The following is a 17,879-nucleotide window of genomic DNA, read 5'->3' as shown; positions in this document are numbered from 1 at the left end:
GCCTTGTTATTTTTAGCACATTATTATGCCACACAGCGAACAACCGGATAAGCTGCCGAACAGCATGACAATGAACCGCGAAGAATTGACACTGATTGAAAAAATCGAGGGCAATCGTTTCCTGACCGCTGCTGATCGCCAGACGTTGATTGACCGCTGGCGTGATGCTTATGGGCGTCTACAGGCGACAGAGGAAAAGCTGAACGAACTTGACACTGTCCTCAAACACAAAGAGCAGCTCATCGGCTCACTGGAACAAGCGCTGCGGGATCGTGACCAGCATATGGAGCGCAAGGAACAGTTGCTCCACGACAAAGAAAAGTTGTTGCAAGCCAGCCAGGGCAACGCCCAAGCATTCGAAAACCAGCTCGCCCAACGCCATACCGTTCTCCAGCAGAAAGAGGAAGTCATCCACGAACGTGACCAGATCATCCGCGAACTGGAAAACCGCGCCCGCGACATTGAGCAACTTGCCAGCCAGAAAGAAAAATATATCCTCGAACGCGAAGACCAAATCCACATCCGTAACCGCCGCCTGGAAGAAAAAGACAACCACATCAGCAAGCGTGACCGTGAGATTGAAAATCGCGACAAACAGGTCGCCAAACGGGATGAAAGCGTCCAAGAACTCAGCCAGCAGCTGGATGCCCTCAACCGTTGGGTGCGTGAGCATCAGCAACGCATCTACGTTCAAGAGCAACTCCTGCATGAACGCAACCGGCAACTGACTGACCGTGACCGCCACCTGAAGGAGCGTGACACCCAGGTTCAGCAACGCGACCTGCGCCTGCGGGATGTTGACCGCCTGTTGCAACGCCGGGATGACCTGCTCCTGGAAAAGGACTTGCAGCTCCACCAGCGCGACAAGCTGATGAGGAAAAAAATCGACCAGATCAGCCTGCGCAACGAACAGTTGGCCGAGCAAACCCGCCTGCTGCATGAAAAGGAACAGATCAGCCAGGAACGGGAACAGTTACTCATCCAAAGCGGCGTACAGTTACAGGAAAAGGAGCAATTGCTCACCGTCCGCGACCAGACCATCCATGAGCGGGAACGTAACCTGCAACGCCGGGATGAACAGATCAGCGCCCAATTCCTGCAACTTCAGGAACGCGACAAACACATCCAGCAGCGTGACCAGTCGATTTCCTCCCTGCAAGAACAAATCCTGGCGATTGACCACAGCCTGCAACAGCACCAACAGCGCATCGCCAGCCATGACGCCCATATCAAGGAAATGGAAAACCTCCTGCTTGACAAGGAAAACCGTCTGGCCGAATACGCCACCCTCACCAGCAGCAAAGACCAGTTGCTGGCGGAAAAAGACCAGTTCGTCCAACAGCAGGCGCAACAACTGGAGACAATAACCCAACAACTTGGTGAACATGACAGGGCCATGCAAGCCAAGGACCAGCACATCCTGGAGCAAGGCCGCCTGCTCAATGAACGTGACCAAGCACTAGGGACTCGGGAGGAAGAAATCCGCCTGCGGGAAGAAAGCCTGGCCGAACGCGAACGTCAGCACGCCAGCCGCGAAGCCCTGCTGTTACAGCATATGGACACGTTGGCGGCACTCACCGCAAGGCAGCAGCAGCAAGAGGCTGAACGGGACAAAGCCACACAATTGCTGCAACAGCAGGAACAAACGCTCCAGCAACGCGAAACCCACCTCAGCGACCGCGAACGCCAGTTCACCGAACGTGACACCACCTTACAAACCTTGCATACCCACCTAGCAGAACTGATCAACCAATATCAGCAGAAAGAAAGCGCACAGGAAGAAACCTTGCGCAAAATCCAGCAGCGCGCAGACGCCCTCAACGACCGTGAACGTGAATACGTGGAACGGGAAACCGCCTTGCAACAGCAACTGGAAATGCTGGCGACGCTAACCGGCAAACAACAGGCGTTGGCCACAGAACACCATAGTTATGAACACAAAATTGAGCAGCGTGACAAGGTGATCAACCTGAAGGACACCATTATCGCCCAGCTCAACCAACAATTGTTGCACAAGGAAAAAGCCCTGCAACAACGGGACGCACTGTTACAAAAACTGGGGCAACAGCTACACCTTTTCAGTTCGGCAACTGGTTGATCCTGCATAATTGACAACGGTCAATTACTCCCGTATCCACAATAGGATAATCAACCTTTTAATTTAGCCGCAAAGGCAGGCAACCATGAAAGAACAACAGGTGACACGCTTTATGTTTGCCCTGATCATCGTCGGCCTGAGCATCAGCGCCACGGGCGTAGGGCTGGTGATCTTCACAGACATTGTGACCGCACGCGGAGTGACAGGGATCGCCATTGTGGCGGGGCTGATTGCTGGCGGATTGTTCCTGTCCATTCCCGCCAAAATCTACCTGACCTTGCAATTGATGAAGCGTAACGACGCCAAAGTCAAGGCAATGCGTGAACGTGGGGAAATCCGCCAATAAAAAAAGGCTGCCTAAAGCAGCCTTTTGCAGAGAGGGGAAGCCATTATACCTTGCTAATGCCAGGCTCGTCGGTGGCATCAATTTCGAACGGATCATGCTGGGCCGCCGCCTTGTCATCGATGCGTTTCATAAAGCTGCGGTAAACGTACCAATCCAGGCTGAACCAACGGCCAGCACCCATAAAGAACAGGGCCAACAACAGAATGAAATAGACCAGATACACTTCCGTCAAATTGTTCGTCATATTGGTATAACCATGGCTCATTACCAGTTGTTCCATGGTATTGACGAAACCTGCGTCACCCATAGCAATCAGCCCCAACACCACCACCACGAACATCAACGCCAGCGTCACCCAACGCACAGCAAACCCCAGCACCAAGCAAATGGCAGCGGCAAGCTCGATGACACCCAACAAAATGACCAGCGTTTCCGCCCCCATGCCGGTGAACAGGGAGTTGTGCATACTGGCGGCACTTTGCTGGAAGGCTTCCGTATTCAACCAAGTCAGAGGGTTATAAACAACGAAATCGGAACTGGAAAAAAGACCCAAACGCTTGACCCCTGAAATCCAGAACATCGGGGCAAGGAACAAACGGATAACCAATGGCGCAATAAAATCAAAAACACGCATCCATTCGAGGCTAAAAAAGCCGACAAAAAACTTCATGGAACAACTCCTCAGGAATTGGAAATACGGGAGAAACCGAACTTTTCATAGGATTATAGTCGATTCCTGACACATCATTTGGCGACATATTGTGGCACAGGACACAAGGTTAAGCCAATGCGAATCCGCCCTCCATAACCAGCCCGCACCCGTTGCACAATGCCTGGTGCATCCAACCCGCAAGCGGCAAGCTGTTCCTCACGTTGAGCATGCTCAATATAGGCGTCTGGCAAACCCAAATTCATCACATCCACCGACAGCCCAGCTTCATGCAGGCACTCATTCACTGCGCTGCCCGCCCCACCCATCACCGCATTGTCTTCCAGCGTCACCAGCAGGCTGTGGGCTTGCGCCAGTTCCCGCAGCATGGCCTTGTCCAACGGCTTGACAAATCGCATATTGACGAGGGTTGCATCCAACTCTTCCGCCGCTGCCCGCGCTTCAGCCAGCAGCGACCCGAACAGTAAAATGGCGACATCACCGCCACCGCTACGCAACGTCAGCGCCTTGCCTACCGAGATGGCCTCCATCTTGGCTTGCGGCTCAATGCCGATGCCCTTGCCACGCGGATAGCGCACCGCCGTCGGGCAATCCAGCAAAAAAGCCGTGAACAACATCTGGCGGCATTCATTTTCATCGGCCGGGGCCATCACCACCATATTGGGTATGCAGCGCAGGTATGACAGGTCATAGTTGCCGGAATGTGTCGGCCCATCCGCCCCCACCAGCCCAGCGCGGTCAATGGCGAACAGCACCGGCAGGTTCTGGACGGCGACATCATGCAACAACTGGTCATACGCCCGTTGCAGGAAGGAAGAGTAAATTGCCACCACCGGCTTCATGCCTTCACAGGCAAGACCTGCCGCCAACGTCACCGCATGCTGCTCGGCGATGCCGACATCAAAATAACGTTGCGGGAATTGTACGGAAAAATCCACCAGACCGGAGCCTTCACGCATGGCGGGCGTAATCCCGACCAGGCGCTCGTCCTGCGCCGCCATATCACACAGCCACTGGCCGAAAACCTGCGTATAGGTTGGCGTTGATTTTTTGTTGCTGGACACCAGCCCTGTTTTTAGGTTGAACGGGGTGACACCATGGTAAGCGCAAGGATCCTCTTCAGCAGGCTCATAACCCTTGCCTTTTTGCGTCAGCACATGCAGCAGGCGCGGCCCCTTGATCTGCTTGAGGTTGTCCAGCACATGCACCAGTTCCTCCACATCATGCCCGTCAATTGGGCCGTAATACTTGAAGCCCATTTCTTCAAACAACGTGCCGGGCAGCACCATGCCTTTCATGTGTTCCTCGGTCAGTTTGGCAAGCTTGGACAGGGATTTGCTGTGCGACAGCGCTTTCTTGCCGCTTTCGCGCATGGTCGAATACATACGCCCGGAAAGCAAACGCGTCAGGTATTTACGCAATGCCCCCACATTCGGGGAAATCGACATCTCATTGTCATTCAGCACCACAATCAGGTTGGCGTCCAAATCGCCTGCGTGGTTGAGCGCCTCATACGCCATCCCTGCGGTCATGGCACCATCGCCGATAATGGCGATGGAATGGAAATCCTCGCCTTTTTGCTGCGCCGCCAACGCCATCCCCAAAGCGGCACCGATGGAAGTGCTGGAATGCCCAACCCCAAAAGTGTCGTATTCACTTTCACAACGCTTGGGAAAACCTGACAAACCATTTTTTTGCCGGATGCTGTTCATTTGGTCACGGCGGCCCGTCAGGATTTTGTGTGGATAGGCTTGGTGGCCCACGTCCCACACCAGCTTGTCATACGGCGTGTCAAACGCATAATGCAGCGCCACCGTCAGCTCAACCGTACCCAGATTGGACGAAAAATGCCCTCCCCCGGTGGACACTGAGTCCAACAAAAATTCACGCAGCTCCGCGCATAACGCCGGTAACTGACCCAGATCCAGCCGCCGCAAATCGGCGGGGGAATTGATTGTCTCAAGCACGTTTGGCCAACCCCTAAATCATCAAAGCATCAATATGGAAGTACTGCGGTAAGCATGTCCGTTTTTTTATTTATCGTATACGCTTGACCGTAAACTCGGCAATTTCGCGCAGCAAATTCGCGGATTCATCGAATGATAGCAAGGCGCTCATGGCTTCGTCATACAAATCCTGCAATTTGGCCTTGGAAGCCGCCAGCCCGATGATGGAAGGGTATGTAGGCTTGCCTGCCGCCGCGTCCACCCCACGGGTCTTACCCAGTGTCCGGGTATCGCTTTCCACATCCAGAATATCGTCCTGCACCTGGAATGCCAGCCCGATGCATTTGGCGAAATGGTCCAGTTGCTGCAAACAACGCGCATCCACCGCTTCAACACTGTAAGCCGCCATCAACACACTGGCGCGGATCAGGGCGCCGGTCTTGTGGATATGCATGTTTTCCAGTTCCACCTCGGTCAACTCCCGACCGACGGCAGCGAGATCAATTGCTTGGCCGCCAACCATGCCGCGGGAGCCAGCCGCTTGGGCAAGCTGCTCAATCATGCGCAGGCGTTGCGCAGGGGATGCATTCATCCCAGGGTGGGAAGCCAGAATCTGAAAAGCCAGCGCCTGCAACGCATCCCCCACCAGAATGGCGGTCGGCTCGTCGAACGCCTTGTGGCAGGTCGGTTTGCCACGGCGGAGATCATCATTGTCCATAGCAGGCAAATCATCATGCACCAGCGAATACACATGCACCAGCTCAATGGAAGCGGCTGGAATATCCAAATGATCCGGCGCAATCCCAAGCGCCTCGCCAGTTGCATACGTCAGCAAGGGGCGCATCCGCTTGCCACCATTCAGCACCGAATAGCGCAAAGCTTCGTGCAGCCTTGCCGGATGGGCGGATGGCGGTGGCAGGACAGCCTCCAGCACGCCTTCAATACGCTTCTGCCATGTTTGCAGACGGGTGTGGACGTTCAGCATCAGGCCTCCTCTTGTGGCGGGAAATCACGCTCCTGACCATCAGCTGCCAGCAGTTTGACCCGCTGTTCGGCTGCATTAAGGGCCTCCTGACAAAGGCGGGTCAGTTGCACCCCACGCTCAAATTCCTTTAGGGAAGCCTCCAGCGTCAATTCACCGCTTTCCATGCGTTGCACCAAGTTTTCCAACTCCGCCATGGCCGCTTCAAAATCCGGTTGTGGCGCAGCAGCCGTTTCCAGCTGTTTTTTCGGCATTTTCAATCCTGCCATTCATGGTAAATCGGGTAGTAAAGCGTAAGTTGTTGCCGGTAGCAAGCCCAACCCGCACACTCTTTGGTGAACCTTCTGCAAATACACTAAACTAAGCCTCATGCATCACATAACATGCTAATTGACTGATTACGAAGGGAGTCTCTGAACAATGCATAACGCCTGCCTAAAAATGGCCACATTCCTGCTCATCCTTGGCCCCATCTGGCAAACTGTCCAGGCTGAGGACGCCACAACCACTCCAGCCATACCTCAGGAAACAACCCAAGCTGCCCCGCAAGTTTCCCGTTCTGCATTCACAACCGGCATCAATGCGCACGAGCCCATCGACCAACTGACACGGATCAGCGCAGGGCAGGAAATTTATTACTTTACCGAACTGGCCAATCTGCAAGGGCACGTCGTCACCCATCGTTGGGAACGGGATGGCGCGCTGCAACTCGGCCTGCAATTCCCGGTCGGCGCGCAACGCTGGCGTGTGCACTCCAACAAGAACATCGGCGCCAACCTGCCCGGCACCTGGACAGTCACTGTATTGAATGATGATGGTTCAATCCTGAAGCAGGACACCCTATTAGTCGATCCTGCGTCTCCGGCAGGACAGGTTTCATCCCCTATTGTTCCTCCGCCCCATCCAACAGCAGCCGTAGTGACGGAAAAACCAGCGCAACCCGTTGAACCCGAACCAGCAAAAAAGGATCTGGAACCCAGCTCCTCCACAGCATCCCCATCAGCAAAGGAAGCGCCTGAGCCCAGTTCATCAGCGGAATCCCCATCGGCAAAAGAAGCACCTGAACCCAGTTCATCAGCGGAATCCTCACCGGAAAAAGAAACCGCCGAAACATCCCCCACCGTTACAGCACCAGAGCACAAAACCCAACCCATTTGGGAAACACTGCGCTGAAGGTGCCCACAAACAGCAAGCGGGCCAAAACGCCCGCCTGCTTAGTCATAATTCAATCAACAACCGCCTCAGAAAGCGCATAACGCCAAGGTGAAATGCACATCCTTATTGATTTGTTTGCCACGTTCAGCAAGCATGTCCGCATTTACAAAGCGCAGGGTAAAACGCTGTTTGCCAGCGCTGATTTCGGGGTAATAATCGACATTGTCCGGCAATTCCACACACATCATCTGATAAGGCTTGCGCAGTTCCAACATGGACTGGAAAAAGCCTTCTTTCGCCACTTCCTGCTGACGTTCACCAAATTCACGCATAATGGACAAAATATTGTGCGCAGCGGCATTGGCCGAGACATAAGGCGCTGCCCATTCCTGTAAATCTTCCAGACGCACGCCAATCGCCTGTTCCTGCCAATAATGGAATAAGGGGATGTCAAAGCCGTTCAAACCACCCGGCAAAGAAGAACGCTGACGCAGACTATTGAAAAACATATGATTTTTCAGATGCTGCCCCAATTGGCCACGCTGCTGGTACAACACGTCACTGTGATAATTGAGCTTTTCCAATACATTGTCCAAGCGGGCAGCATCCGCATTCCCGTTACGCAACAACAGGCGGACAGACTGACCCATACGGTCAATTTCCTTAAGAATTTCGCTTTTGACATCCAAGCGAGCAGACAAATTGTACAAATCCAACAGCAAATGCAACGCAGCCACCGTATCCTCAGGTTTTGGATCGGCGGAAACGTGATATTGAAACCGTCCCATCAACAACTCCAACCGCATAAACAAGCGAATCTTTTCGTTAAGCGGTTGCTCGTAGCTGATCATGTGAGGCTCGGAGAATCGGCGAATCTCTTCGCCCAAGGGTTGTTTATAGATGATCATAAAATGCTTCGCATGCCCTATTGGTTGGCAGTTATACCAAGAAACCAATGGGGCAATCAACTAAACATCTTTCATGTTCGCATACTTATTATGCAAATAATCAATTTCTTGATAAAAAACAGTGATTGATGATGAATTCTCAACAATATCATCTGCCCGCTGTAGCCGCTCATCACGGCTTACTTGGGATTGCATAATGGCGTCGATCACACCGTCATCACTGCCATCCCTGACCTTGACCCGGAGTTTTTGCTCTTCTGGCAAACAATCAACCACTAAAATCCGATCAAATAATTCAGTATAGCCCTTTTCAAACAACAGCGGTACATCAACCACCACATATAGACCTTGCTCACAAGCACTGATTTGGCGGAGAATTTCCAGGCGGATGAGAGGATGGAGAATGGATTCCAATTGTTGTAGGCGGTGTTCATCACTAAAAACAGCCCGTCTCAACCAGGCACGATCAAGCTTTCCGTCACCCTGCAAAGCTTGAGCCCCAAACATTTCCATAATTTCCTGCAAAGCGGGCTGCCCAGGCTCCACCACCTGGCGGGCGACAACATCAGCCTCAATGACCGTTATTCCCAATGCACGGAAATGTTTGACAGCTGTGGACTTGCCACAACCAATCCCCCCGGTCAGACCCACCTTCAACATAAGCAGGATACAAATGCAAAAGGCCGGTTCATATAAACCGGCCTTGGAAAATATACCCGATCATGTTGCCAAATCAGGCTTGTAAAGCCATGATATGCGCATTCAAACGGCTTTTATGGCGAGCCGCCTTATTCTTGTGAATAATACCCTTGTCAGCAGTGGAATCAATAATAGGCACTGCTGCCTTGTATGCATTAATAGCGGCTTCACGGTCGCCTGCTGCAATAGCATTGACCACATTCTTGATATGGGTGCGCAGACGTGAACGCAGATGCTTATTATGCATGCGACGCTTGACCGCTTGGCGTACACGCTTTCTGGCTGAGGCTATGTTAGGCAAGGGTATTCTCCCGAAAAACCAATCCGAAAAACAAGGCGCGTATTATGCAGTGACTCGCTGCCTGATTCAATACCTTGGACATAAAAATTACTGGATATGACCCAAGATCCCATCCAGTTCATCCAGGCTGTTATATTCAATGACAAGCTTCCCTTTACCCGCACGGTTGTAGCGGATGGCGACTTTTGCGCCCAGCGTATCCGTAAGCTTTTGTTCCAGTCGAAGCACATCTGGAGCTGGCTTGAAATCCTTGGCAGGTTTGTCACCACCCTCCAGCAATAGTTTGACTAGACGTTCGGTTTCGCGCACGGAAAGCTGGCGTTGGGCGACCTTCTGCGCCAACTCGACCTGTTGCGAGCCTTGTAGGGCCAACAGGGCGCGGGCATGACCCATTTCCAGTTGTCCTGCCTCCACCAACGCTTTAGTTTCATCCTGCAAATCCAGCAGGCGCAACAGGTTGGTGACCGCCGCCCGGGAGCGCCCCACTGCTTCTGCTGTCTGCTGGTGGGTAAGGCCAAACTCGTCAATCAGGCGGCGCAAGGCGTTGGCTTCTTCCAACGCATTCAGATCTTCCCGCTGGATGTTTTCGATCAGCGCCATGGCCGCCGCCGCCTGATCAGGAATTTCACGCACAACGGCCTGAATTTCATGCAAGCCAGCAAGCTGTGCGGCACGCCAGCGGCGTTCGCCAGCGATCAGTTCATATTCACCGCCGCCAAGCTTACGCACCACAACCGGCTGCACCAAACCCTGCGCCTTGATGGAATCTGCCAGCTCCTGCAGTGCATCAGGATCCATGCGGGTGCGCGGCTGGTACTGGCCAGGCCGGATGCGCTCAACCGGCAAAACCCGCAGGGATACGTCATCCGTTTGCTCGCCATGAGCGCGCGCCGAACTGAGCAGTATGTCAAGACCGCGCCCAAGAGCTGGCTTTTTCACCATGCCAGTTCCCCATTCGACACAGCCTTGGCTGCATCCTTACGCAATATTTCGGCCGCCAACGCCAGATATGCCAATGCCCCCCGTGAACTTTTGTCATATTCCAACGCTGACAAACCGTGGCTGGGCGCTTCCGCCAGACGGATATTGCGCGGAATGGCGGTGTTATAGACCTTATTGCGGAAAAAAGCGTTGATCTGCTCAGACACATCGCGGGCAAGGTTGCTGCGAGGGTCATACATCGTGCGCACCAGACCCATGACCTGCAAATCCGGATTGGCCGTCTGGGTGATGCGCTCAATCGTCCCCACCAGCGCACTCAACCCTTCCAACGCATAATATTCGCACTGCATGGGGATGATAATGCCTGTAGCCGCCACCAAGGCGTTGACCGTCAGCATGTTGAGGGAGGGTGGACAGTCAATCAGGACGTAATCATAGGCACCCTGAAGCGGAGCCAACGCCTCCTTCAAATGATATTCCCGCCGCTCCTTGCTCATCAGGGAGACTTCAGCCACCGTCAACTCTGGCGAACCTGGCAAAACATGCAGGGAACTGTCAGGCAATTTATGCAAGATTTCAGTGACATGCGCTTCCCCCAACAGGACATCGGTCAGGGTGGTCCTCTGCTCATGTTTGTCCAGGCCAATGCCAGTGGTGGCGTTGGCCTGCGGATCCATGTCCACCAACAGGATGCGGCGCTTCATGGCGGCCAGGGACGCTGCCAAGTTAACAGTAGTGGTGGTTTTACCGACGCCGCCTTTCTGGTTGGCGATGGCGATCACTCGCGTCATGAGGTCACTCTCACTAATTCTCGCTGTAGTTCCAACAGATGCCGCTCTGCATCCAGACCGGGTACGTGCAGGGAATGTTGCGCCCGCACCTTCCAACCCTCCGGCAGTGCCGCCAGTTCGCTGAGAGGGTAACGCCCCTTCATCGCGTAGAGGATAGCATTTTCACAGGCATGTTTACCCGTAAAGGTAACAAAGTCATTCAAGGAGGCGAAAGCGCGGCTGATAACTGCATCAAAACAGGCGGATGGCTGCCAACTCTCCACCCGCGCCTGAATCACCGCCACATTCTGCAAGCCCAGTTCCAGCACCGCCTGTTGCATGAAACGGGTTTTCTTGCCGTTGGTGTCAAGCAGCGTGAATTGGCGTTCAGGTTGGACAATGGCCAGGGGAATGCCGGGCAAACCTGCGCCGCTCCCCACATCCAAACAAGTTTCCCCTTGAAGATAAGGCGCAATGCTCAAACTGTCGTCGATATGCAGCACCTGCATCTGCGCCGGATCGCGCACGGCGGTCAGGTTGTAAACCTTGTTCCAACGTTGCAGCAATTGCAGATAACCCTGAAGTTTTTCCTGTTGGCTCCGCCCCATCAGGCGCTTGCCTGCAAGCCGCCGTTAGCTGCGGAGGACTTCTTCAAATGAACCAACAACAGGGAAATTGCGGCGGGCGTAATTCCCGGAATGCGCGCCGCCTGGCCGATGGTGGCCGGGCGCTGGGCTTGCAGCTTTTGGCGCACCTCATTGGAAAGGCCGCGAACCTGAGCATAATCCAGCCAATCAGGCAGGCGGGTTTCCTCATTGCGGCGCTGCTTGTGAATTTCATCCTGCTGGCGGTCAATATAGCCAGCGTATTTGCACTGGATTTCAACCTGCTCCGCCACCTTTTCATCCGCAACCGGGCTGCCAACAGCAGGCAGACTGGTCAAACCGGCGTAAGTCACATTAGGGCGGCGCAACAGCTCATACAACTTGTATTCGCGGGAAAGCGCATCGCCGAACACACGCTGGCAATCCTCTGCCGCAACATCCGCCGGATGCAGGACGGTGGCCCGCAAGCGCTGCTGTTCACGCTCAATGGCTTCCCGCTTGGTGCAGAATGCCGCCCAGCGCACCTCGTCGACCAGCCCCAGTTCATGGCCGTTTTCGGTCAGGCGCAAATCGGCATTGTCTTCGCGCAACAGCAGGCGGTGTTCCGCACGGCTGGTGAACATGCGGTAAGGCTCACGCGTCCCCAACGTGATCAAATCATCAACCAGCACGCCGAGATAAGCCTGGTCACGCAACGGATACCAGCCTTCTTTTTCCTGCGCGTACAAGCCTGCGTTCAAGCCTGCCAGCAACCCCTGCGCCGCCGCTTCCTCATAGCCAGTCGTGCCGTTGATTTGCCCGGCGAAGAACAAGCCGTGCATGGCTTTGGTTTCCAACGTTGGCTTAAGGTCGCGCGGATCAAAAAAGTCATACTCAATGGCATAACCGGGGCGGGTGATATGGGCGTTTTCCAACCCTGGAATCGAGCGCACCAACGCATGCTGCACATCGAAAGGCAGGCTGGTGGAAATCCCGTTAGGATAGACTTCGTGCGTGTCCAAACCTTCCGGCTCAATAAAAATCTGGTGGCGCTCCTTGTCAGCGAAACGCATGATCTTGTCTTCAATCGACGGGCAGTAACGCGGGCCAACGCCCTCAATCACCCCGGTGTATAATGGCGAGCGATCCAAGCCGCTACGGATAATGTCATGCGTCGTGCTGTTGGTGTAGGTGATATGGCAGGCAATCTGCTGCGGATGCTCCTGCACACTGCCAAGAAAGGAAAATACCGGCGTCGGCGCATCCCCCGGCTGGGCCTCCAGTTTGCTGAAATCAATGCTGCGGGCGTCAATGCGGGGCGGTGTTCCGGTTTTCAGGCGATCGACATTGAACGGCAGCTCACGCAAACGCTGGGCAAGCGTAATGGAGGGCGGGTCACCCGCCCTGCCTCCGGCATGATTGCTCAGGCCGATGTGGATTTTGCCGCCAAGGAAAGTCCCGCTGGTCAGCACCACCGCACGCGCGGAAAAACGCAGCCCCATCTGGGTAACGACACCCGCCACCCGATCACCTTCCACAATCAGGTCATCGGCGGCTTGCTGGAAAACTTGCAAATTGGGCTGGTTTTCAACAATGGAACGGATCGCAGCCTTGTAACGCACCCGGTCAGCCTGCGCACGGGTAGCGCGAACCGCTGCGCCCTTGCTGGAATTGAGGATACGGAACTGGATGCCACCCCGGTCGGCAGCGTGCGCCATCGCCCCACCAAGCGCATCCACTTCCTTCACCAGATGGCCCTTGCCGATGCCGCCGATGGCGGGGTTACAGCTCATCTGGCCAATTGTTTCGATGTTGTGGGTCAGCAGAAGCGTGCGCCTACCCATGCGTGCAGCGGCAAGAGCGGCTTCCGTACCAGCATGTCCGCCGCCGATAACAATCACATCATAGGGTTGTGGGTAGTTCATGTGCTGCCTACATATACGTGCCGCCGACCTGCCCCGCTTCCGCCTCAATGCCAAGACGGGCAAACAGTTGCTGGTCATGGCTTTCTTCCGGATTTTCAGCTGTCAGCAACTTGTCGCCGTAAAAAATGGAATTGGCCCCGGCGAAGAAACACCAAGCCTGCATTTCATCTGACATTTCAGTACGGCCCGCAGACAGGCGCACATAGGATTTCGGCATCATAATTCGGGCTGCCGCAACCGTGCGGATGAATTCAAATGGATCCAGCTTTTCTGCAGAACTGAGTGGCGTGCCCTCAATCCTCACCAAATCATTGATCGGCACAGACTCGGGATGGAACTTCATATTTGCAAGCTGTTGCAACAGGCGCGCACGGTCATAACGGGTTTCACCCATGCCGAGAATGCCGCCAGAACAGACATTGATGCCAGCATTGCGCACGCTTTCCAGCGTATCCAACCGATCCTGGTAAGTCCGGGTGGAAATGACATTGCCATAGAACTCAGGGGAAGTGTCCAGATTGTGATTATAATAATCCAACCCCGCCCCCTTGAGGCGCTGCGCCTGCTGATCAGTCAGCATCCCCAGCGTGACGCAGGTTTCCATCCCCAAATCCTTGACCGCCTGCACCATTTCGATGACCCGCTCCAGATTCTTATCGGTCGGGTTACGCCATGCAGCCCCCATGCAAAAACGGGTGGCCCCATGCTCCCTGGCGGCTTTTGCGGAGTCGATAACCTCCTGTAGAGGCAGCAGGCGTTCACGTTCCAGCGAGGTGTCATGTTTGGCACTTTGCGAACAATAACCGCAGTCCTCCGGGCAAGCGCCTGTCTTGATACTGAGCAGGGTGCTTACCTGCACCTGATTAACCGGAAAGTTTGCGCGATGTGCCTGATGCGCACGAAACATCAAGTCGCTAAAAGGCATCGCCAATAGTGCATTCACTTCCTCAATGCGCCAATCATGACGTAATTCAGTCATTCTTCCTCCCTCAATGAGTCTTGGTCGTATCACTCCACGCGTCGCTATTGATCCTCATGATTTGACGGATGGAGAGTGGCAATAATATTGCCGCACAAAAAATCCATAACGCCCACCACCAGTTCTTGAAAAAGTCGCCCGGCGCAAACGTCAGTACCGGCACCAATGCGCCAGCCAGACCATAATAATGGTAGGCGCCGATCTGTGTATAATAGCCCACCCGCGGATTTGGATGATGCCGAAACATTGCATACACGAACATCGATGCACCAAACCACAAAATAAACACCGGGAAAGGGATCAGGACTGAAAGGATATTGCCGTAATAGAAGATTTTGGCCGTTTTGCGGGCATCTTCTGCCTTGATAACTGTAGGAGTGTCCTGCATGGTGAATCCAATCCAAAAAATTACGCAGTCTACACATTCGATGCTGCACTGCAATGATATAAAGCAATGCGAATAAACGCAAAAAGGCCGAACACTGTCGGCCTTTCTGAAAACGGAATAATGCAGATTATTCGGCAGCGGCCTGCTCGCTGACAGCATCGCCCACTAAAGTCACATACGCCATCGGCGCATTGTCACCTGCGCGGAAACCACATTTGATAATGCTGAGGTAACCACCCGGACGGCTTTTAAAACGTGGGCCAATCTCATTAAACAGCTTGCCAACCACTTCCTTGTCACGCAAACGGGAGAAAGCGATACGACGATTGTGGACTGAGTCCTCTTTCGCACGGGTGATCAGCGGCTCCGCCACACGCCGCAACTCTTTCGCCTTGGGCAACGTTGTCTTGATCGCTTCATAGCGAATCAGTGAGTTGGTCAGGCTTTGCAGTAGGGCCTTACGATGACTGCTGTTACGGCTCAGTTGACGGCCAATATTACGATGACGCATTTTCTTTATCCTTCAAAACCCGTGGTTAACCCACTTTGCTTTCACGGTGATCAAGACCTGCTGGTGGCCAATTATCAAGCTTGGTGCCCAGCGTCAAACCATGCTGTGCCAGCACATCTTTAATTTCAGTCAGAGATTTCTTACCCAGGTTTGGCGTCTTGAGCAACTCGGTTTCGGTGCGCTGCACTAAATCGCCAATATAGAATAAATTCTCTGCTTTCAAACAATTAGCTGATCGCACAGTCAGTTCAAGATCATCAACCGGACGCAGCAATATCGGATCAATTTCTGGCTGGGATTCTTCACGACGCACAGGTTCTTCAATACGCAGATCAAAGAACACTGCCAGCTGTTGTTGCAGAATCTGCGCCGCCATACCGATGGCTTCTTCTGCATTGATGGAGCCATTGGTCTGGATTTCCAACACCAATTTATCCATATCTGTACGTTGTTCCACGCGCGCGCTATCAACATTGTAAGCAACACGCGTGATCGGGCTATAGCTTGCATCCAACACCAATGTGCCAAGAGGCAATTCTGGCGAATCTGGGCCACGGCGAACGGAAGCTGGTTGATAACCACGACCACGAGTAATGGTCAGGCTCATTTCCAGCTCCGTATCATCCTTGGTGATGTGTGCGATGACATGGCCAGGATTGATGATTTCGACATCATGATCCTGTTCAATATCAGCCGCAGTCACGACACCCTTGCCCTTCTTTTTCAGCGTAAGCGTCGCCTCATCTCGCGCATTCAGACGGATGGCCAGATTTTTGAGATTCAACAAAATCTCCACCACGTCTTCCTGCACACCTTCAATACTGGTGTATTCATGCACCACACCGGTAATTTGCACTTCTGTCACTGCGCTGCCCGGAATGGAGGACAACAAAATACGACGTAACGCATTTCCCAATGTGTGACCGAACCCACGCTCCAACGGCTCCAGAGTAATACGGTAGGTATTCAAACCCGCCTCTTGCACCTGGACGTTACGCGGCTTCAGCAATTCTGTAGTTTTCGAGGTCATACCTGTCTCTCGAAGCTGATCAATGATTACTTGGAGTACAATTCCACAATCAATGATTCATTAATTTCGGCTGGCAAATCACTACGGTCTGGTACTGACTTGAATGTACCTGTCAATCCCTTTGCGTCTACATCGACCCAAGCAGGGAAACCCATCTGCTCTGCAACAGTGACAGCATCCTGGACACGGGTTTGTTTTTTGGCTTTTTCTCGAATGGCAACCACATCACCAGGCTTGACTTGGTAAGATGGGACATTGACAGTCTGGCCATTGACACTGATTGCCTTGTGGCTAACCAGCTGACGGGCTTCAGCACGAGTGGAACCAAATCCCATCCGGTAAACAACATTGTCCAAACGGCATTCCAACAACTGCAACAGGTTTTCACCCGTAGAACCCTTACGGCGTGCAGCCTCTGTAAAATAATTGCGGAACTGACGTTCCAGTACGCCATAAATACGGCGAACCTTCTGCTTTTCGCGCAGCTGTACACCATAGTCGGACAACCGAGCCTTATTCTCGCCATGTTGACCCGGAGCTTTATCCAGCTTGCATTTCTTTTCCAGAGAAGCGCCACGGCTTTTCAGGTAAAGGTCAGTACCTTCACGTCTGCTCAGTTTGCAGGTAGGTCCAATATAACGTGCCATGACTTTCTCCCGTTACACACGACGTTTCTTAGGTGGACGGCAACCATTGTGAGGAATCGGTGTCACATCCACAATATTGTTGATCCTAAAACCAACGTTATTCAGCGCACGCACGGCAGACTCACGGCCTGGGCCAGGCCCCTTGACTTCAACATCAAGATTTTTCAGGCCATAATCCTTGGCTGCATTACCTGCACGTTCAGCTGCAACCTGTGCTGCAAACGGGGTGCTCTTACGAGAGCCACGGAAACCGGAACCGCCAGAAGTTGCCCATGCCAAAGCATTGCCCTGACGGTCAGTGATGGTCACAATTGTGTTATTGAACGATGCATGGATATGTGCAACACCATCAGTGACAGTTTTCTTGACCTTCTTGCGAAGGTTAACAGTTGCACCTTTTCTAGGCTGTCTTGCCATTACTTACTCTACCTGCAATCTCAGTATTACTTGCGAATTGGACGACGCGGGCCTTTACGGGTGCGCGCATTTGTCTTGGTACGCTGACCACGCATTGGTAGGCCGCGTCTGTGGCGGATGCCACGATAGCATCCCATGTCCATCAGGCGTTTGATGTTCATGGAGACTTCACGACGCAAATCGCCTTCAACCAGGTACTTGCCCACTTCAAGACGGATGCGCTCCACTTCATCTTCACTCAGGTCACGGATTTTAGTGCTAGCGACAACATCTGCCGCTTTGCAAATTTCAGCAGCACGCGGGCGACCAATACCGTAGATTGAGGTCAAACCAATCACAACGTGCTTGTTGACAGGAAGATTGATACCCGCAATACGAGCCATTAAAATTTCTCCAGACTACCGGGAAAACGGGCGATTTTGCCAGAACCCCTTCTAATTATCAACCTAAATGATCATTAACCCTGACGCTGTTTGTGGCGCGGGTCAGAACAGATAATACGCACAACTCCGTTCCTGCGGATGACCCGACAGTTACGGCACAACTTTTTAACTGAAGCTCTAACCTTCATGATGAAAACC

The 17,879-nt window shown here is 53.3% G+C and carries 22 protein-coding genes; 3 read left to right on the top strand and 19 right to left on the bottom strand.

Going from position 1 to position 17,879, the window contains the following annotated elements:
- Positions 1 to 64 precede the first annotated feature (64 nt).
- Both VSS37_RS06475 and VSS37_RS06470 read left to right on the top strand, forming a co-directional pair.
- Positions 65 to 2,098 (top strand): coiled-coil domain-containing protein, encoded by a 2,034-nt coding sequence (locus VSS37_RS06475; protein ID WP_324693976.1) that lies wholly within the window; start codon positions 65 to 67, stop codon positions 2,096 to 2,098.
- Positions 2,099 to 2,183: 85 nt separating this feature from the next.
- Positions 2,184 to 2,444, top strand: a complete 261-nt coding sequence (locus VSS37_RS06470) for a hypothetical protein (protein WP_324693975.1) — start codon at positions 2,184 to 2,186, stop codon at positions 2,442 to 2,444.
- A 43-nt stretch (positions 2,445 to 2,487) separates the two neighbouring features.
- On the opposite strand, the gene VSS37_RS06465 is transcribed toward VSS37_RS06470, so the two are convergent.
- The 4 genes from VSS37_RS06465 to VSS37_RS06450 all read right to left on the bottom strand — a co-directional run bounded on the left by VSS37_RS06465 (position 2,488) and on the right by VSS37_RS06450 (position 6,296).
- Positions 2,488 to 3,114, bottom strand: coding sequence for a DoxX family protein (locus tag VSS37_RS06465; protein WP_324693974.1), 627 nt, complete (start codon positions 3,112 to 3,114; stop codon positions 2,488 to 2,490).
- 74 nt (positions 3,115 to 3,188) lie between these two features.
- Entirely contained in the window at positions 3,189 to 5,081 is a 1,893-nt protein-coding gene (gene dxs, locus VSS37_RS06460) for a 1-deoxy-D-xylulose-5-phosphate synthase (RefSeq protein ID WP_324693973.1), read from the bottom strand.
- A gap of 70 nt (positions 5,082 to 5,151) precedes the next feature.
- Entirely contained in the window at positions 5,152 to 6,045 is an 894-nt protein-coding gene (gene ispA / locus VSS37_RS06455; protein ID WP_324693972.1) for a (2E,6E)-farnesyl diphosphate synthase, read from the bottom strand.
- Positions 6,045 to 6,296 carry an exodeoxyribonuclease VII small subunit gene (locus VSS37_RS06450; protein ID WP_324693971.1) on the bottom strand — a complete coding sequence of 84 codons (252 nt, stop codon included), beginning with the start codon at positions 6,294 to 6,296 and terminating at the stop codon, positions 6,045 to 6,047. The genes ispA and VSS37_RS06450 overlap by 1 nt, the downstream gene beginning before the upstream one ends.
- Before the next feature lie 166 nt (positions 6,297 to 6,462).
- On the opposite strand from VSS37_RS06450, the gene VSS37_RS06445 reads away from it, so the two are divergent.
- Positions 6,463 to 7,215, top strand: a complete 753-nt coding sequence (locus VSS37_RS06445) for a DUF2914 domain-containing protein (protein ID WP_324693970.1) — start codon at positions 6,463 to 6,465, stop codon at positions 7,213 to 7,215.
- Between the two features lie 68 nt (positions 7,216 to 7,283).
- Here the strand turns inward: VSS37_RS06445 and zapD are convergent, their stop codons facing one another.
- The 15 genes from zapD to rpmJ all read right to left on the bottom strand — a co-directional run bounded on the left by zapD (position 7,284) and on the right by rpmJ (position 17,869).
- Complete coding sequence (gene zapD / locus VSS37_RS06440; protein WP_324694000.1) at positions 7,284 to 8,048, bottom strand: cell division protein ZapD; 765 nt, start codon at positions 8,046 to 8,048, stop codon at positions 7,284 to 7,286.
- A 117-nt stretch (positions 8,049 to 8,165) separates the two neighbouring features.
- Complete coding sequence (gene coaE, locus VSS37_RS06435; protein WP_324693969.1) at positions 8,166 to 8,765, bottom strand: dephospho-CoA kinase; 600 nt, start codon at positions 8,763 to 8,765, stop codon at positions 8,166 to 8,168.
- Between the two features lie 73 nt (positions 8,766 to 8,838).
- Complete coding sequence (gene rpsT, locus VSS37_RS06430) at positions 8,839 to 9,105, bottom strand: 30S ribosomal protein S20 (protein WP_324693968.1); 267 nt, start codon at positions 9,103 to 9,105, stop codon at positions 8,839 to 8,841.
- Between the two features lie 87 nt (positions 9,106 to 9,192).
- Entirely contained in the window at positions 9,193 to 10,047 is an 855-nt protein-coding gene (locus VSS37_RS06425; RefSeq protein ID WP_324693967.1) for a ParB/RepB/Spo0J family partition protein, read from the bottom strand.
- Positions 10,041 to 10,838, bottom strand: coding sequence for a ParA family protein (locus VSS37_RS06420; RefSeq protein ID WP_324693966.1), 798 nt, complete (start codon positions 10,836 to 10,838; stop codon positions 10,041 to 10,043). Before VSS37_RS06420 ends, VSS37_RS06425 begins: the two co-directional genes overlap by 7 nt.
- The gene (gene rsmG / locus VSS37_RS06415; RefSeq protein ID WP_324693965.1) at positions 10,835 to 11,425 is read right to left on the bottom strand and encodes a 16S rRNA (guanine(527)-N(7))-methyltransferase RsmG; all 591 of its coding nucleotides are present in this window, start codon (positions 11,423 to 11,425) and stop codon (positions 10,835 to 10,837) included. Before rsmG ends, VSS37_RS06420 begins: the two co-directional genes overlap by 4 nt.
- A complete protein-coding gene (mnmG, locus tag VSS37_RS06410) occupies positions 11,425 to 13,326 on the bottom strand; it encodes a tRNA uridine-5-carboxymethylaminomethyl(34) synthesis enzyme MnmG (protein WP_324693964.1) in 1,902 nt (633 codons plus the stop codon). The genes rsmG and mnmG overlap by 1 nt, the downstream gene beginning before the upstream one ends.
- A gap of 7 nt (positions 13,327 to 13,333) precedes the next feature.
- Positions 13,334 to 14,305: a biotin synthase BioB gene (bioB, locus tag VSS37_RS06405; RefSeq protein ID WP_324693963.1), complete on the bottom strand. Its 972-nt coding sequence runs from the start codon at positions 14,303 to 14,305 to the stop codon at positions 13,334 to 13,336.
- A 10-nt stretch (positions 14,306 to 14,315) separates the two neighbouring features.
- Positions 14,316 to 14,693, bottom strand: coding sequence for a hypothetical protein (locus VSS37_RS06400; protein WP_324693962.1), 378 nt, complete (start codon positions 14,691 to 14,693; stop codon positions 14,316 to 14,318).
- 127 nt (positions 14,694 to 14,820) lie between these two features.
- Positions 14,821 to 15,204, bottom strand: a complete 384-nt coding sequence (gene rplQ / locus VSS37_RS06395) for a 50S ribosomal protein L17 (RefSeq protein WP_324693961.1) — start codon at positions 15,202 to 15,204, stop codon at positions 14,821 to 14,823.
- Positions 15,205 to 15,229: 25 nt separating this feature from the next.
- Positions 15,230 to 16,234 carry a DNA-directed RNA polymerase subunit alpha gene (locus VSS37_RS06390; RefSeq protein WP_324693960.1) on the bottom strand — a complete coding sequence of 335 codons (1,005 nt, stop codon included), beginning with the start codon at positions 16,232 to 16,234 and terminating at the stop codon, positions 15,230 to 15,232.
- A gap of 26 nt (positions 16,235 to 16,260) precedes the next feature.
- Positions 16,261 to 16,881 carry a 30S ribosomal protein S4 gene (gene rpsD / locus VSS37_RS06385; RefSeq protein ID WP_324693959.1) on the bottom strand — a complete coding sequence of 207 codons (621 nt, stop codon included), beginning with the start codon at positions 16,879 to 16,881 and terminating at the stop codon, positions 16,261 to 16,263.
- Between the two features lie 12 nt (positions 16,882 to 16,893).
- Positions 16,894 to 17,298, bottom strand: a complete 405-nt coding sequence (rpsK, locus tag VSS37_RS06380; RefSeq protein ID WP_324693958.1) for a 30S ribosomal protein S11 — start codon at positions 17,296 to 17,298, stop codon at positions 16,894 to 16,896.
- A 26-nt stretch (positions 17,299 to 17,324) separates the two neighbouring features.
- Positions 17,325 to 17,681, bottom strand: coding sequence for a 30S ribosomal protein S13 (gene rpsM, locus VSS37_RS06375; RefSeq protein ID WP_324693956.1), 357 nt, complete (start codon positions 17,679 to 17,681; stop codon positions 17,325 to 17,327).
- A gap of 74 nt (positions 17,682 to 17,755) precedes the next feature.
- Positions 17,756 to 17,869: a 50S ribosomal protein L36 gene (rpmJ, locus tag VSS37_RS06370; protein ID WP_002709743.1), complete on the bottom strand. Its 114-nt coding sequence runs from the start codon at positions 17,867 to 17,869 to the stop codon at positions 17,756 to 17,758.
- Positions 17,870 to 17,879 lie beyond the last annotated feature (10 nt).

Origin of the sequence: Candidatus Thiothrix phosphatis (assembly GCF_035668035.1) — a bacterium.
Classification (GTDB): Bacteria; Pseudomonadota; Gammaproteobacteria; order Thiotrichales; family Thiotrichaceae; genus Thiothrix; species Thiothrix phosphatis.
This window is presented reverse-complemented; position numbering and strand designations above follow the sequence as displayed.

Coding starts and splice junctions, on each gene's coding strand:
- zapD (WP_324694000.1), bottom strand. CDS start 8,048: ATGATCAGCTACGAGCAACCGCTTAACGAAAAGATTCGCTTGTTTATG.
- rplQ (WP_324693961.1), bottom strand. CDS start 15,204: ATGCGTCATCGTAATATTGGCCGTCAACTGAGCCGTAACAGCAGTCAT.
- rpsD (WP_324693959.1), bottom strand. CDS start 16,881: ATGGCACGTTATATTGGACCTACCTGCAAACTGAGCAGACGTGAAGGT.
- rpsK (WP_324693958.1), bottom strand. CDS start 17,298: ATGGCAAGACAGCCTAGAAAAGGTGCAACTGTTAACCTTCGCAAGAAG.
- VSS37_RS06465 (WP_324693974.1), bottom strand. CDS start 3,114: ATGAAGTTTTTTGTCGGCTTTTTTAGCCTCGAATGGATGCGTGTTTTT.
- rsmG (WP_324693965.1), bottom strand. CDS start 11,425: ATGGGGCGGAGCCAACAGGAAAAACTTCAGGGTTATCTGCAATTGCTG.
- VSS37_RS06425 (WP_324693967.1), bottom strand. CDS start 10,047: ATGGTGAAAAAGCCAGCTCTTGGGCGCGGTCTTGACATACTGCTCAGT.
- ispA (WP_324693972.1), bottom strand. CDS start 6,045: ATGCTGAACGTCCACACCCGTCTGCAAACATGGCAGAAGCGTATTGAA.
- VSS37_RS06450 (WP_324693971.1), bottom strand. CDS start 6,296: ATGCCGAAAAAACAGCTGGAAACGGCTGCTGCGCCACAACCGGATTTT.
- VSS37_RS06470 (WP_324693975.1), top strand. CDS start 2,184: ATGAAAGAACAACAGGTGACACGCTTTATGTTTGCCCTGATCATCGTC.
- VSS37_RS06445 (WP_324693970.1), top strand. CDS start 6,463: ATGCATAACGCCTGCCTAAAAATGGCCACATTCCTGCTCATCCTTGGC.
- coaE (WP_324693969.1), bottom strand. CDS start 8,765: ATGTTGAAGGTGGGTCTGACCGGGGGGATTGGTTGTGGCAAGTCCACA.
- rpmJ (WP_002709743.1), bottom strand. CDS start 17,869: ATGAAGGTTAGAGCTTCAGTTAAAAAGTTGTGCCGTAACTGTCGGGTC.
- rpsM (WP_324693956.1), bottom strand. CDS start 17,681: ATGGCTCGTATTGCGGGTATCAATCTTCCTGTCAACAAGCACGTTGTG.
- mnmG (WP_324693964.1), bottom strand. CDS start 13,326: ATGAACTACCCACAACCCTATGATGTGATTGTTATCGGCGGCGGACAT.
- VSS37_RS06475 (WP_324693976.1), top strand. CDS start 65: ATGACAATGAACCGCGAAGAATTGACACTGATTGAAAAAATCGAGGGC.
- bioB (WP_324693963.1), bottom strand. CDS start 14,305: ATGACTGAATTACGTCATGATTGGCGCATTGAGGAAGTGAATGCACTA.
- VSS37_RS06420 (WP_324693966.1), bottom strand. CDS start 10,838: ATGACGCGAGTGATCGCCATCGCCAACCAGAAAGGCGGCGTCGGTAAA.
- VSS37_RS06390 (WP_324693960.1), bottom strand. CDS start 16,234: ATGACCTCGAAAACTACAGAATTGCTGAAGCCGCGTAACGTCCAGGTG.
- VSS37_RS06400 (WP_324693962.1), bottom strand. CDS start 14,693: ATGCAGGACACTCCTACAGTTATCAAGGCAGAAGATGCCCGCAAAACG.